Source organism: Pseudomonas sp. TH21 (genome assembly GCF_016651025.1).
Classification (GTDB): Bacteria; Pseudomonadota; Gammaproteobacteria; order Pseudomonadales; family Pseudomonadaceae; genus Aquipseudomonas; species Aquipseudomonas aylmerensis.
On sequence record NZ_JAEKEQ010000001.1, the window covers coordinates 5,985,065 to 5,999,612 of the forward strand.

9 protein-coding genes, 4 tRNA genes and 3 rRNA genes are annotated in these 14,548 nt (G+C 55.1%); 3 read left to right on the forward strand and 13 right to left on the reverse strand.

The features are described 5' to 3' along the window. Positions 1-11: 11 nt before the first annotated feature. From JFU04_RS26585 to tyrS, 11 genes are all read right to left on the reverse strand, one after another. Positions 12-85: transfer RNA gene (locus JFU04_RS26585), tRNA-Gly, on the reverse strand. Between the two features lie 24 nt (positions 86-109). Further along, positions 110-194 (reverse strand) — tRNA-Tyr (locus tag JFU04_RS26590). Positions 195-336: 142 nt separating this feature from the next. Beyond that, a complete protein-coding gene (locus tag JFU04_RS26595; RefSeq protein ID WP_106802492.1) occupies positions 337-783 on the reverse strand; it encodes a hypothetical protein in 447 nt (148 codons plus the stop codon). Between the two features lie 7 nt (positions 784-790). Then, positions 791-1,540 (reverse strand): pantothenate kinase, encoded by a 750-nt coding sequence (locus tag JFU04_RS26600; protein ID WP_106802491.1) that lies wholly within the window; start codon positions 1,538-1,540, stop codon positions 791-793. Next, positions 1,530-2,489, reverse strand: coding sequence for a bifunctional biotin--[acetyl-CoA-carboxylase] ligase/biotin operon repressor BirA (birA, locus tag JFU04_RS26605; RefSeq protein WP_201145987.1), 960 nt, complete (start codon positions 2,487-2,489; stop codon positions 1,530-1,532). Before birA ends, JFU04_RS26600 begins: the two co-directional genes overlap by 11 nt. 165 nt (positions 2,490-2,654) lie before the next feature. Then, positions 2,655-2,770: ribosomal RNA gene (rrf, locus tag JFU04_RS26610) — 5S ribosomal RNA — on the reverse strand. Positions 2,771-2,940: 170 nt separating this feature from the next. Then, a 23S ribosomal RNA gene (locus JFU04_RS26615) occupies positions 2,941-5,832 on the reverse strand. A gap of 249 nt (positions 5,833-6,081) precedes the next feature. Continuing rightward, positions 6,082-6,157: transfer RNA gene (locus tag JFU04_RS26620), tRNA-Ala, on the reverse strand. A 30-nt stretch (positions 6,158-6,187) separates the two neighbouring features. Beyond that, positions 6,188-6,264: transfer RNA gene (locus tag JFU04_RS26625), tRNA-Ile, on the reverse strand. Between the two features lie 82 nt (positions 6,265-6,346). Continuing rightward, positions 6,347-7,883 (reverse strand): 16S ribosomal RNA (locus tag JFU04_RS26630). Together the 16S, 23S and 5S rRNA genes with 2 tRNA genes alongside form the textbook arrangement of a ribosomal RNA operon. Positions 7,884-8,435: 552 nt before the next feature. Further along, on the reverse strand, positions 8,436-9,635 hold the full coding sequence (tyrS, locus tag JFU04_RS26635) for a tyrosine--tRNA ligase (RefSeq protein WP_065904579.1): 1,200 nt from the start codon (positions 9,633-9,635) through the stop codon (positions 8,436-8,438). Positions 9,636-9,844: 209 nt separating this feature from the next. Here tyrS and JFU04_RS26640 point away from each other — a divergent pair, with 209 nt between their 5' ends. Together JFU04_RS26640 and JFU04_RS26645 are read left to right on the forward strand one after the other, a co-directional pair. After that, positions 9,845-11,263, forward strand: a complete 1,419-nt coding sequence (locus tag JFU04_RS26640) for a peptidoglycan DD-metalloendopeptidase family protein (RefSeq protein WP_201145988.1) — start codon at positions 9,845-9,847, stop codon at positions 11,261-11,263. 3 nt (positions 11,264-11,266) lie between these two features. Next, on the forward strand, positions 11,267-12,358 hold the full coding sequence (locus JFU04_RS26645; protein WP_201145989.1) for an anhydro-N-acetylmuramic acid kinase: 1,092 nt from the start codon (positions 11,267-11,269) through the stop codon (positions 12,356-12,358). 80 nt (positions 12,359-12,438) lie between these two features. Here the strand turns inward: JFU04_RS26645 and erpA are convergent, their stop codons facing one another. Next, positions 12,439-12,789, reverse strand: a complete 351-nt coding sequence (gene erpA, locus JFU04_RS26650; RefSeq protein WP_003176443.1) for an iron-sulfur cluster insertion protein ErpA — start codon at positions 12,787-12,789, stop codon at positions 12,439-12,441. 146 nt (positions 12,790-12,935) lie between these two features. Further along, the gene (gene argC / locus JFU04_RS26655) at positions 12,936-13,970 is read right to left on the reverse strand and encodes an N-acetyl-gamma-glutamyl-phosphate reductase (protein ID WP_106802487.1); all 1,035 of its coding nucleotides are present in this window, start codon (positions 13,968-13,970) and stop codon (positions 12,936-12,938) included. A gap of 136 nt (positions 13,971-14,106) precedes the next feature. Between argC and hemJ the strand changes: the two genes are divergently transcribed. After that, positions 14,107-14,535, forward strand: coding sequence for a protoporphyrinogen oxidase HemJ (gene hemJ / locus JFU04_RS26660; RefSeq protein WP_106802486.1), 429 nt, complete (start codon positions 14,107-14,109; stop codon positions 14,533-14,535). The last annotated feature ends 13 nt before the right edge of the window (positions 14,536-14,548 follow it).

Below are 14,548 nucleotides of genomic sequence, written 5' to 3' on the forward strand. Positions count from 1 at the left end.
ACCTGCAAACTTGGAGCGGGTAGCGGGAATCGAACCCGCATCATCAGCTTGGAAGGCTGAGGTTCTACCACTAAACTATACCCGCGGAGCTTGCAGCTCACGCTAAAAATGGTGGAGGGGGAAGGATTCGAACCTTCGAAGTCGTAGACGTCAGATTTACAGTCTGATCCCTTTGGCCGCTCGGGAACCCCTCCTAAGCGAGCCGGCATTCTACATCACGCCGGCCTTCTGTCAAGCATTTTCTCATTTAAAAATATGAGGTTAGCTGCGTTGACCTCGCTTCTCACTGAAGGCCTTAAAGGTCTTCACTGCGAAGCGGGCGCCATTCTATGCAAACTATTCGAGAGTTGCAATGCCTTCGCACAGCATTATTTTATGTTTTAACTCATTGAATTCCTTAGCAAGGTTTTCAAAGGGCAGATCATCCGCCAGGCGTCGGCTTTCCGGGGCTACGCGAAGCCAGTAACCCGAGACGTCGGGCGTACTCAGCAACTGAAGCTTGACCTTTATATCCAGGCTAATGAGACGCTGTTCGAGAGATTGCGCTTCGTGCTGATCCGCAAAGCCGCCGATGTACAAGCAGGTGCTTTGCGCATCGGACGCTTTTGCCCGATCCCTGCGGACCACGGCATCCGACGATTCACTCAGCAGTCGAATATCCTGCTGAGAACCCCGATAGAGACTCAAGGGCGTGACATCCTTGGCGCGCAGAGGCGCTTCTTGCTGGTGCCAAATGTAGTAGAAGGCGTTGAGGACGAGTAAAAGCAAAAACAGCCAACGCATAATCACCTCAAGATAAAGGACATGCCATCGCCAACCCGACAAAAACCAAGTCAGGAACGAGTCGGGCCTGGGGCACGGCATCTCGGACCAGATCGGCATCTCCACCGGTCAGGAACACAGTGAAGTCATCACCCCAGTAGCTACGGGCCTGCTCAAGCTGAGTCAACACAAACCCCCTGAGCATCAGCGTGCAGCCGCGCTCGACTGCCTCTACGGTCGTACGACCAGGAGAAAGGCGCTCCAGAGCCCTTTCGGCGGCGGCATCGTCGTAACGGATCTTGCGCGTGTGCGTACGCAGCTGGTTTCGCATGAGCGGCATACCAGGACAAATAAAGCCGCCGAGGTGCTCGCCATCTGCAGCAATAAAATCTGCAGTCGCCGCCGTACCAAAATCAAGCACGAGGCAGGCACCTGAAGCCAATTTGAATCCACCCAACATTGCCAGCCACCGATCAAGCCCAAGACGCTCGAAATCCTCGTAGCCGTTACGTACGCCTGCCATTTCACGCGCAGAGGCCGCACAGGAAACAGCAACGCCAAAAGCCTCCACCAGCGCCTCGGCAAGCCTGCTTGTTTCTTCCTGGGCACGAACGCTCACCAACCGGCAGCGCGTCAGCGACAAGCCAGGCAACGCCACCAGGCTTTCTATCAACGCGACATCCGAACCCGCAACGCCCTCTGCGCAAGCACCTACCCCACCTGAGCCGAGCACACGCCATTTGATAAAGCTATTCCCACAGTCGAGCTCAAGAATCATCACGCAACCTCAGGCTTAACTCACCACCACTGTATATTTTCTCGCCCCCATCGACGCTTAAACGCAAAGCACCTTGCCCATCGACACCCAGCACCACGCCGTCCACTTGGTTGACACCTGCAATGAGCGATACCGCCTTGCCCTGCCACGCATGACTCTGCTCCCATTCCGCCTGAAGTGCTGCGAAGCCAGCGGCTCTATGACGATCAAGATAGCTTTGCAACTGCAAACCGAGTTGGGCCACCAGGACATTACGATTGACAGGAGCCCCCGTCTCGAGCTGCACCGAGGTCCATTGCTGATCAACCTCGTCAGCCCTCTGCATATTCACATTGATCCCGATTCCTAGGACAACGTGACAGATATCAGCAGGGTCCCCTACCAATTCCAGCAATATCCCGGCAATTTTTTTCTGCCCAACCAACACATCGTTTGGCCACTTCAAGGCAGCCCCGCGCATACCCGACTCACGCAGGGCCTGCATGACAGCCAGGCCGACAACAAGACTCAAACCTTCAAGCTGTCGAAGACCACCCTCTATACGCAGTACAAGGCTGTAATACACATTTTGCGCGAAGGGGCTGACCCACTTTCGGCCACGCCTGCCTCTTCCTGCTGTTTGCTGCTCCGCCAGCACCAGGAACGGCGCCGCAGAGCCTGTCTCGACAAGACGCAGTGCTTCGGCATTGGTAGAGTCAATGGAGTCGGAAATATGAACAGGCCACGCTAACGAGGGCGCAAACAGCGCGATCTCCTCAGCACTCAAGAACACCAGCGGCGAAGCCAATTGATACCCTTTGCCACGAACCTTATGGATGGGCAGGTTCAGCTCTGCCTCAAGGTGCTGGAGTTGTTTCCAGACTGCACTTCGACTGACGCCCAGGGCGGCGCCAAGTGCTTCTCCGGAGTGAAATCGGCCGTCTTTCAGAAGTTTTAACAACGTCAGCATGCAAGTATCGCCTCACAATGAGGCACGCATGATAGCCATGCGCAGGGTCATTGCATAGAAAGGCCGGACATAAGCGCTAAAGGTCTCAGCCACCTCCCGGCGCATTTTCGACCGCCCAAAACAAAACCCCTGTCTGCGTTAGCAAACAGGGGTTCTGGAATTTAATCTTGACGATGACCTACTCTCACATGGGGAAACCCCACACTACCATCGGCGATGCATCGTTTCACTGCTGAGTTCGGGATGGGATCAGGTGGTTCCAATGCTCTATGGTCGTCAAGAAATTCGGGTACTGAGTCGTGACCATGTGGCCTCGCTTCAGCAAATTGGGTATGTGATAGCTTTCGGTGTTTTGTGAACGTCGAACTTTCGGTTCATTTCGTCTTCACACACCGCAATCTGGTGCTCTTTTGCCTTTCAGCTCGAAGCAAGCAAATTGCTTGGGTGTTATATGGTCAAGCCTCACGGGCAATTAGTATTGGTTAGCTCAACGCCTCACAGCGCTTACACACCCAACCTATCAACGTCGTAGTCTTCGACGGCCCTTCAGGGAACTCAAGGTTCCAGTGAGATCTCATCTTGAGGCTAGTTTCCCGCTTAGATGCTTTCAGCGGTTATCTATTCCGAACATAGCTACCCGGCAATGCCACTGGCGTGACAACCGGAACACCAGAGGTTCGTCCACTCCGGTCCTCTCGTACTAGGAGCAGCCCCTCTCAAATCTCAAACGTCCACGGCAGATAGGGACCGAACTGTCTCACGACGTTCTAAACCCAGCTCGCGTACCACTTTAAATGGCGAACAGCCATACCCTTGGGACCGGCTTCAGCCCCAGGATGTGATGAGCCGACATCGAGGTGCCAAACACCGCCGTCGATATGAACTCTTGGGCGGTATCAGCCTGTTATCCCCGGAGTACCTTTTATCCGTTGAGCGATGGCCCTTCCATACAGAACCACCGGATCACTAAGACCTACTTTCGTACCTGCTCGACGTGTCTGTCTCGCAGTCAAGCGCGCTTTTGCCTTTATACTCTACGACCGATTTCCGACCGGTCTGAGCGCACCTTCGTACTCCTCCGTTACTCTTTAGGAGGAGACCGCCCCAGTCAAACTACCCACCATACACTGTCCTCGATCCGGATAACGGACCTGAGTTAGAACCTCAAAGTTGCCAGGGTGGTATTTCAAGGATGGCTCCACGCAGACTGGCGTCCACGCTTCAAAGCCTCCCACCTATCCTACACAAGCAAATTCAAAGTCCAGTGCAAAGCTATAGTAAAGGTTCACGGGGTCTTTCCGTCTAGCCGCGGATACACTGCATCTTCACAGCGATTTCAATTTCACTGAGTCTCGGGTGGAGACAGCGCCGCCATCGTTACGCCATTCGTGCAGGTCGGAACTTACCCGACAAGGAATTTCGCTACCTTAGGACCGTTATAGTTACGGCCGCCGTTTACCGGGGCTTCGATCAAGAGCTTCGCGTTAGCTAACCCCATCAATTAACCTTCCGGCACCGGGCAGGCGTCACACCCTATACGTCCACTTTCGTGTTTGCAGAGTGCTGTGTTTTTAATAAACAGTCGCAGCGGCCTGGTATCTTCGACCGGCATGAGCTTACGGAGCAAGTCCTTCACCCTCACCGGCGCACCTTCTCCCGAAGTTACGGTGCCATTTTGCCTAGTTCCTTCACCCGAGTTCTCTCAAGCGCCTTGGTATTCTCTACCCAACCACCTGTGTCGGTTTGGGGTACGGTTCCTGGTTACCTGAAGCTTAGAAGCTTTTCTTGGAAGCATGGCATCAACCACTTCGTTATCTAAAAGATAACTCGTCATCAGCTCTCGGCCTTAAGATCCCGGATTTACCTAAGATCTCAGCCTACCACCTTAAACTTGGACAACCAACGCCAAGCTGGCCTAGCCTTCTCCGTCCCTCCATCGCAATAACCAGAAGTACAGGAATATTAACCTGTTTTCCATCGACTACGCTTTTCAGCCTCGCCTTAGGGACCGACTAACCCTGCGTCGATTAACGTTGCGCAGGAAACCTTGGTCTTTCGGCGTGGGTGTTTTTCACACCCATTGTCGTTACTCATGTCAGCATTCGCACTTCTGATACCTCCAGCAAGCTTCTCAACTCACCTTCACAGGCTTACAGAACGCTCCTCTACCGCATCACTTACGTGATACCCGTAGCTTCGGTGTATGGTTTGAGCCCCGTTACATCTTCCGCGCAGGCCGACTCGACTAGTGAGCTATTACGCTTTCTTTAAAGGGTGGCTGCTTCTAAGCCAACCTCCTAGCTGTCTAAGCCTTCCCACATCGTTTCCCACTTAACCATAACTTTGGGACCTTAGCTGACGGTCTGGGTTGTTTCCCTTTTCACGACGGACGTTAGCACCCGCCGTGTGTCTCCCATGCTCGGCACTTGTAGGTATTCGGAGTTTGCATCGGTTTGGTAAGTCGGGATGACCCCCTAGCCGAAACAGTGCTCTACCCCCTACAGTGATACATGAGGCGCTACCTAAATAGCTTTCGAGGAGAACCAGCTATCTCCGAGCTTGATTAGCCTTTCACTCCGATCCACAGGTCATCCGCTAACTTTTCAACGGTAGTCGGTTCGGTCCTCCAGTTAGTGTTACCCAACCTTCAACCTGCCCATGGATAGATCGCCCGGTTTCGGGTCTATTCCCAGCGACTAGACGCCCTATTAAGACTCGCTTTCGCTACGCCTCCCCTATTCGGTTAAGCTCGCCACTGAAAATAAGTCGCTGACCCATTATACAAAAGGTACGCAGTCACAGAACAAAGTCTGCTCCCACTGCTTGTACGCATACGGTTTCAGGATCTATTTCACTCCCCTCTCCGGGGTTCTTTTCGCCTTTCCCTCACGGTACTAGTTCACTATCGGTCAGTCAGTAGTATTTAGCCTTGGAGGATGGTCCCCCCATATTCAGACAAAGTTTCTCGTGCTCCGTCCTACTCGATTTCATGACTAAGAGATTTTCGCGTACAGGGCTATCACCCACTATGGCCGCACTTTCCAGAGCGTTCCGCTAATCTCAAAGCCACTTAAGGGCTAGTCCCCGTTCGCTCGCCACTACTAAGGGAATCTCGGTTGATTTCTTTTCCTCAGGGTACTTAGATGTTTCAGTTCCCCTGGTTCGCCTCTTGCACCTATGTATTCAGTACAAGATAACCATCTTATGATGGCTGGGTTCCCCCATTCAGACATCTCCGGATCAAAGTCTGTTTGCCGACTCCCCGAAGCTTTTCGCAGGCTACCACGTCTTTCATCGCCTCTGACTGCCAAGGCATCCACCGTATGCGCTTCTTCACTTGACCATATAACCCCAAGCAATCTGGTTATACTGTGAAGACGACATTCGCCGAAAATTCGAATTTCTCAATTAAGAGAACTCACAAATTTTACCTTAGCCTGATCCGTTACCAGTGAAAGTAACGTTCAGTCTATCTTTCTATCACATACCCAAATTTTTAAAGAACGATCTAATCAAAGACTAGAAATCAACATTCACCATCAACTTGATGGAATGCTCATTTCTAAGCTTTCAAAACTTTCAGAAGCAGTAGTGGTGGAGCCAAACGGGATCGAACCGTTGACCTCCTGCGTGCAAGGCAGGCGCTCTCCCAGCTGAGCTATGGCCCCGTATTTCTACAGGCGTTTCCCACACAAAATTGGTGGGTCTGGGCAGATTCGAACTGCCGACCTCACCCTTATCAGGGGTGCGCTCTAACCAACTGAGCTACAGACCCAATTTCGGGCTGCTTCTTATCGTCTTCTTCAATGAATCAAGCAATTCGTGTGGGAACTTATGGAGCAGCTGATGTCGTCGATTAAGGAGGTGATCCAGCCGCAGGTTCCCCTACGGCTACCTTGTTACGACTTCACCCCAGTCATGAATCACACCGTGGTAACCGTCCTCCCGAAGGTTAGACTAGCTACTTCTGGTGCAACCCACTCCCATGGTGTGACGGGCGGTGTGTACAAGGCCCGGGAACGTATTCACCGCGACATTCTGATTCGCGATTACTAGCGATTCCGACTTCACGCAGTCGAGTTGCAGACTGCGATCCGGACTACGATCGGTTTTATGGGATTAGCTCCACCTCGCGGCTTGGCAACCCTCTGTACCGACCATTGTAGCACGTGTGTAGCCCAGGCCGTAAGGGCCATGATGACTTGACGTCATCCCCACCTTCCTCCGGTTTGTCACCGGCAGTCTCCTTAGAGTGCCCACCATTACGTGCTGGTAACTAAGGACAAGGGTTGCGCTCGTTACGGGACTTAACCCAACATCTCACGACACGAGCTGACGACAGCCATGCAGCACCTGTCTCAATGTTCCCGAAGGCACCAATCTATCTCTAGAAAGTTCATTGGATGTCAAGGCCTGGTAAGGTTCTTCGCGTTGCTTCGAATTAAACCACATGCTCCACCGCTTGTGCGGGCCCCCGTCAATTCATTTGAGTTTTAACCTTGCGGCCGTACTCCCCAGGCGGTCAACTTAATGCGTTAGCTGCGCCACTAAGAGCTCAAGGCTCCCAACGGCTAGTTGACATCGTTTACGGCGTGGACTACCAGGGTATCTAATCCTGTTTGCTCCCCACGCTTTCGCACCTCAGTGTCAGTATCAGTCCAGGTGGTCGCCTTCGCCACTGGTGTTCCTTCCTATATCTACGCATTTCACCGCTACACAGGAAATTCCACCACCCTCTACCATACTCTAGTCAGTCAGTTTTGAATGCAGTTCCCAGGTTGAGCCCGGGGATTTCACATCCAACTTAACAAACCACCTACGCGCGCTTTACGCCCAGTAATTCCGATTAACGCTTGCACCCTCTGTATTACCGCGGCTGCTGGCACAGAGTTAGCCGGTGCTTATTCTGTCGGTAACGTCAAAACAGTTACGTATTAGGCAACTGCCCTTCCTCCCAACTTAAAGTGCTTTACAATCCGAAGACCTTCTTCACACACGCGGCATGGCTGGATCAGGCTTTCGCCCATTGTCCAATATTCCCCACTGCTGCCTCCCGTAGGAGTCTGGACCGTGTCTCAGTTCCAGTGTGACTGATCATCCTCTCAGACCAGTTACGGATCGTCGCCTTGGTGAGCCATTACCCCACCAACTAGCTAATCCGACCTAGGCTCATCTGATAGCGCAAGGCCCGAAGGTCCCCTGCTTTCTCCCGTAGGACGTATGCGGTATTAGCGTCCGTTTCCGAACGTTATCCCCCACTACCAGGCAGATTCCTAGGCATTACTCACCCGTCCGCCGCTCTCAAGAGAAGCAAGCTTCTCTCTACCGCTCGACTTGCATGTGTTAGGCCTGCCGCCAGCGTTCAATCTGAGCCATGATCAAACTCTTCAGTTCAAACATCTTTGGGTTTTTAAGAAACCCTAAACTTGGCTCAGCAATCGTTGGTTACATCTTTGATTTCTCGCGGAGTAACTTGTGATGCTGATAATCTTGTTGACTATCAGTCTGACTCCACAAGCACCCACACGAATTGCTTGATTCAGTTGTTAAAGAGCGGTTGGTTAAGATCTTTCGTCTCAACCGAGGCGCGCATTCTACAGCAGCCTCATTTGCTGTCAAGTGATTATTTTCAGAAGTTTTCGAAGATTTCTTCAACAACTTCAACCACTTGCGCTTCCGATCTCTCGTTAGCGGGAGGCGAATTCTACAGCGTTACACGCTGCTGTCAACACCTCTTTTCTCCGCTTTCGACCGAGAAGATCGAAACGCTAATAGAGCCAAACAACACTGCCCTACCAACTCCTTCTGCGCTTCGATGAACTGAAGCAAGTCGCTGTCGAATCTCGCGTAACTCTTTGTTTACCAAGGAGTTTTCCGTTTCGACTACGCCGGAAGTGGGGCGAATTATAGACAGATATAATTCGCCGTCAACACTTAATTTCAGGTTTATTCGGATTTGAGCGTGATACGCGCAAATGCCTTCTTCCCGGCCTGGCAGACGTGGGTAGCGCCCAGCGCGTATATAAAGGTGCGATCGACAACCTCACCATCTATACGCACACCACCGGAACCCAGGAGGTCACGCGCAACCGCCGAGTTCTTGACCAGGCCTGCCTTATTAAGCACGGCAGCAATCGGCATCGCCTCAGCGGCAGACAGCTCAATCTCCGGCAGATCATCCGGCAGCTCGCCATCCTTCATGCGATTGCCCGCCGCGCGATGCGCACTGGCCGCCGCCTCTTCACCATGGAAGCGCGCAACGATCTCTTCAGCCAGCTTGATCTTAACGTCACGCGGATTGGCACCCGCCTCGACATCGGCGCGCAGGGCATTGATCTCATCCATGGAGCGGAAGCTCAACAGCTCGAAGTAGCGCCACATCAGCGCGTCGGGAATGGAAACCAGCTTGCCGTACATCACGCCCGGCGCTTCCTGGATGCCGACATAATTGCCCAGGGACTTGGACATCTTCTTGACGCCATCCAACCCTTCCAGCAACGGCATGGTCAGAATGCACTGGGCCTCCTGCCCATAAGCACGCTGCAGTTCACGCCCCATCAACAGGTTGAACTTCTGGTCAGTGCCGCCCAACTCAACGTCGGCACGCAACGCTACCGAGTCATAGCCCTGAACCAGCGGATATAGGAACTCATGAATGGCGATCGGCTGATTTGTCGAGTAACGCTTGTCGAAGTCATCGCGCTCAAGCATGCGCGCCACGGTGTACTGCGAGGTCAGGCGAATGAAATCCGCCGGGCCCATCTGATCCATCCAGGTGGAGTTGAACGCCACCTCGGTTTTCGCCGGATCGAGAATCTTGAACACCTGAGTCTTGTAGGTCTCGGCATTGTCGAGAACCTGCTCGCGCGTCAGCGGCGGACGCGTTGCACTCTTACCGCTCGGATCACCGATCATCCCGGTGAAGTCACCTATAAGGAAGATGACCTGGTGCCCCAGCTCCTGGAACTGGCGCAGCTTATTAATAAGCACGGTATGCCCCAGGTGCAGATCCGGCGCCGTCGGATCAAAGCCAGCCTTGATACGCAGGGGCTGGCCACGCTTGAGCTTTTCGATCAGCTCGGCCTCGACCAACAGTTCTTCCGCACCACGTTTTATCAGCGCTAGCTGCTCTTCAACCGACTTCATAACAGACCCGCAAGGCTCAGATTCAAAAGGGAACCAACCATACAAGATCAGGGACTAATTACAAGTTTTGCCCTGCGCACGGACACCGTTCAGCAAGCCCAGCGTTCGCGAGCTTGCGCCACAGATGATTTGGTTATATTTTATACAGTTATTTCATCTTCATCATGTCATTCATCTTTTCCATTTCATCTTCAAAGTCAAAATTACTTATGACCACAGAACCGTCTAAAGCGCCGCCGCTTTACCCGAAGACCCACCTGCTCGCAGCAAGTGGTATCGCCGCCCTTCTCAGCCTGGCACTCCTGGTATTCCCTTCCAGTGACGTAGAAGCCAAACGAACATCCCTGAGCCTTGACCTGGAAAGCCCGGTTGAACAACTCACACAAGATCAAGACGCTTCCGACGCACAACAAGCCACAAATGCGCCAACCGAATCGCCGTTCGCACAGATAGAAAGCAGCCCCGAAGACACCCAGCAGGCAACCCAGGACCAGCCTGTACCTGCTGCTGACACGGCCAAGAACCCTCTGCACCGCGAAGTGATCGTGACCAAGGGCGACACCCTGTCGACCCTGTTCGGGAAAGTCGGCCTCCCTGCCACTACCGTTAACGAGGTACTGGCCAGCGACAAACAAGCCAAGCAATTCACCCAGCTCAAACATGGCCAAAAGCTTGAATTTGAATTCACTCCCGATGGCCAGCTGAACAACCTGCACAGTAATGTCAGCGACCTTGAAAGCATCACCCTGACCAAGGGTGCCAAAGGCTTCGCCTTCAACCGCATTACCACCAAGCCGGTGATGCGCTCCGCCTACGTCCACGGCGTGATCAACAGCTCGCTGTCACAATCCGCCGCGCGCGCCGGCTTGTCTCACAGCATGACCATGGACATGGCCAGCGTGTTTGGCTACGACATCGACTTCGCCCAGGACATCCGCCAGGGCGACGAATTCGACGTGATCTACGAGCAGAAAGTCGCCAACGGCAAAGTGGTCGGTACCGGCAATATTCTCTCCGCGCGCTTCACCAACCGCGGCAAGACCTACACCGCCGTGCGCTACACCAACAAGCAAGGCAACAGCAGCTACTACACCGCCGATGGCAATAGCATGCGCAAGGCCTTCATCCGCACCCCGGTAGACTTCGCTCGTATTAGCTCGCGTTTCTCCATGGGTCGCAAGCATCCAATTCTGAACAAAATTCGCGCTCACAAGGGCGTGGACTATGCAGCCCCGCGCGGCACGCCCATCAAGGCAGCCGGTGACGGCAAGGTGCTGCTGGCCGGACGTCGCGGCGGTTACGGCAATACCGTGATCATCCAGCACGGCAATACCTACCGCACGCTGTATGGCCACATGCAGGGCTTCGCCAAGGGCGTGTCGACCGGCAGTAATGTCAAGCAAGGCCAGGTGATCGGCTACATCGGCACCACAGGCCTGTCGACCGGCCCGCACTTGCACTACGAGTTCCAGGTGAATGGCGTGCACGTCGATCCACTGGGCCAGAAACTGCCAATGGCCGACCCGATCGCCAAGGCCGAGCGCGCCCGCTTCCTGCAACAAAGCCAGCCGCTGATGGCGCGCATGGACCAGGAGCGCTCCACCCTGCTCGCCTCGGCGAAGCGCTAAGCCATGCCACGCTATATAGGTGTGATGTCCGGGACCAGCCTTGATGGCCTGGACATAGCCCTGATCGAACAAGACCCGGCGATCAAACTGATCGCCACGCACTACATCCCCATGCCCAGCGCCCTGCGCACCGAGCTGCTGGGTCTTTGCGCCAGCGGCCCGGATGAGATAGCGCGCTCGGCCATCGCCCAGCAGCACTGGGTAGAACTCGCCGCGCAAGGCATTCACGCCTTGCTCGAGCAGCAAAACCTCAAGCCCCAGGACATCCGCGCGATTGGCAGCCATGGCCAGACCATCCGCCACGAACCCGCTCGGGGTTTTACGGTGCAGATTGGCAACCCTGCTCTACTCACAGAGCTGACAGGCATCACGGTTGTCAGTGACTTTCGCAGCCGCGATGTGGCTGCCGGCGGCCAGGGCGCGCCATTGGTGCCCGCGTTTCATGAGGCATTGTTTGGTGAACGCACCGGCAACCGTGCCGTATTGAATGTGGGAGGCTTCAGCAATCTCAGCCTGATCGAGACCGGCAAGCCTGTCGCCGGTTTCGACTGCGGCCCGGGTAACGTCTTGTTGGACGCCTGGATTCACCTGCAGCGCGGCGAACACTTTGATCGCGACGGCCAGTGGTCTGCCAGCGGCAAGGTAGAACCCCAGTTGCTCAACGCGCTGCTGGCCGATCCCTTCTTCCAGACCCAAGGCCCGAAAAGCACCGGGCGCGAAGTGTTCAACCTCGAGTGGCTGCAACGACACCTCGCACGCTTGCCCGTGTTCGAGCCCCAAAATGTCCAGGCTACCCTGCTGGAACTGACGGCCCAGACCATCGTCGAGTCCTTGCAGGCTGCACAGGCCCAGACAGAGACCCTGCTGGTCTGTGGCGGCGGCGCCCACAATGGCACACTGATGAAGCGGCTGGCCGCGCTGCTCCCTGCGACCCAGGTCAGCAGTACTGCCACTTTCGGTGTAGACCCCGACTGGGTCGAAGCGATGGCCTTCGCCTGGCTGGCCCATTGCTGCCTGGCAGGCATTGCCGCCAACCGCCCGAGCGTCACCGGTGCACGCGGACTGCGGGTACTGGGTGCCATTTACCCCGCGTAACAATACCCAGACAGCAAAACGCCGCTTGGCCGATCAAAGCCAAGCGGCGTTTTTGTATCCGTTGCAGACCAGGACGTCGATCAGATCGAGAACGAAGACCCGCAACCACAGGTAGTGGTAGCGTTAGGGTTCTTGATCACGAAACGCGACCCCTCCAGACCTTCCTGGTAATCCACCTCGGCACCTGCCAGGTATTGGAAGCTCATCGGATCCACGACCAGGCTCACGCCCTCGCGCTCGACGATGGTGTCGTCATCGGCCACATCTTCATCGAAGGTAAAACCGTACTGAAACCCTGAACAACCGCCGCCCGTAACGAATACGCGCAGCTTCAAGCGATCATTACCCTCTTCATCGACCAGGCTCTTCACCTTGTGCGCAGCACCGTGGGTGAATTGCAAAGCCGTGGGGGTGAAGGATTCAACGCTCATGCTGATAATCTCCCGGCGTAGCGCCGCCATATGCGTAATGGCCGGCATTATCCGCTTCTCCTAGAAAAGCGGTCAACTATTATGGGAGCAGTGGCAAGCTTCAAGCCATGAGCTTCGAGCTTGCCACTTACACCTTGAAGCTGTTTTTAAGGCAGCATGCCCGCGTGGGACAAGCCCAGCTTCTCATCCAGGCCAAACAGGATGTTCATGTTCTGCACCGCCTGGCCCGACGCACCCTTGACCAGGTTGTCGATCACCGACAGCACCACGACCAGGTCGCCATCCTGAGGACGGTGCACGGCAATCCGGCACACGTTGGCGCCGCGCACGCTACGGGTTTCCGGGTGGCTGCCGGCCGGCATTACGTCGACGAACGGTTCATTGGCGTAGCGCTTTTCAAACAATGCCTGCAGATCCACCGACCGATCGACCACGGTTGCGTAGAGTGTGGAGTGAATGCCACGGATCATCGGCGTCAGATGCGGCACGAAAGTCAGGCCCACCTCCTTACCTGCGGCACGGCGCAGCCCTTGGCGGATTTCCGGCAGATGGCGATGCCCTTTTACCGCGTATGCCTTCATGCTTTCCGACGTCTCGGAGTACAGCGAACCCACAGCCGCACCACGACCGGCGCCACTCACACCCGACTTGCAGTCCGCGATCAGGCGCGAAGCATCCGCCAGGCCCGCTTCCAGCAATGGCAGGAAACCCAACTGCGTGGCGGTGGGATAGCACCCCGGTACCGCGATCAGGCGCGCTTGCTTGATCTGCTCACGATTGACTTCCGGCAGGCCGTAGACCGCTTCCTCCAGCAATTGCGGCGCACCGTGGGGCTGGCCGTACCACTTGGCCCACTCATCGGCATCCTGCAGGCGAAAGTCCGCCGACAAGTCGATCACCTTGGTGCCCGCAGCCAGCAATTCGCCAGCCAACGCGTGAGCAACGCCGTGAGGAGTGGCAAAGAACACCACATCGCAGGCGCCCAGTGTCTTGATGTCCGGAACGCTGAACGCCAGGCCGTCATAGTGGCCGCGCAGGTTCGGGTACATATCGGCCACGGCCAGTCCGGCCTCGGATCGGGAAGTGATGACCACCACCTCAGCTTGCGGATGCTGAGCCAACAGACGCAGCAATTCGACACCGGTGTAACCCGTGCCGCCGACGATACCGACCTTGACCATAAACCTGCCCTCAACGAACCCACTGGAAAGCCGTCGATAATAGGGGCCGTATCGTCCTGCGACAACCGTCAACGTGACGTACGGGCGCATGAGCCACTACTATCTTCAGTTACCGTGAACCTGGGAATAACTAGAAATGCTCTATCTATGGATCAAAGCCTTCCACATCGTCAGCATCGTCTGCTGGTTTGCCGGGTTGTTCTACCTGCCACGCCTGTTTGTCTACCACGCCCAAAGCGAAGACACCGTCAGCAAGGAACGCTTCAGCATCATGGAGCGCAAGCTCTACCGCGGCATCATGGGCCCGGCGATGGTCGCCAGCCTGGTATTCGGCATCTGGCTGATTGCGCTCAACCCTGCGATCTTTAAATCCGGCGCCTGGATCCACGCCAAGCTCACCCTGGTGGTGTTGCTGATCGGCTACCACCACATGTGCGGCGCGCAGGTAAAACGCTTCGCCCGTGGCGAAAACACCCGCAGCCATGTCTTTTATCGCTGGTTCAATGAAGTGCCCGTTCTGATATTGCTGGCTATCGTAATTTTGGTCGTAGTCAAACCGTTCTAATTTCAATTACTCG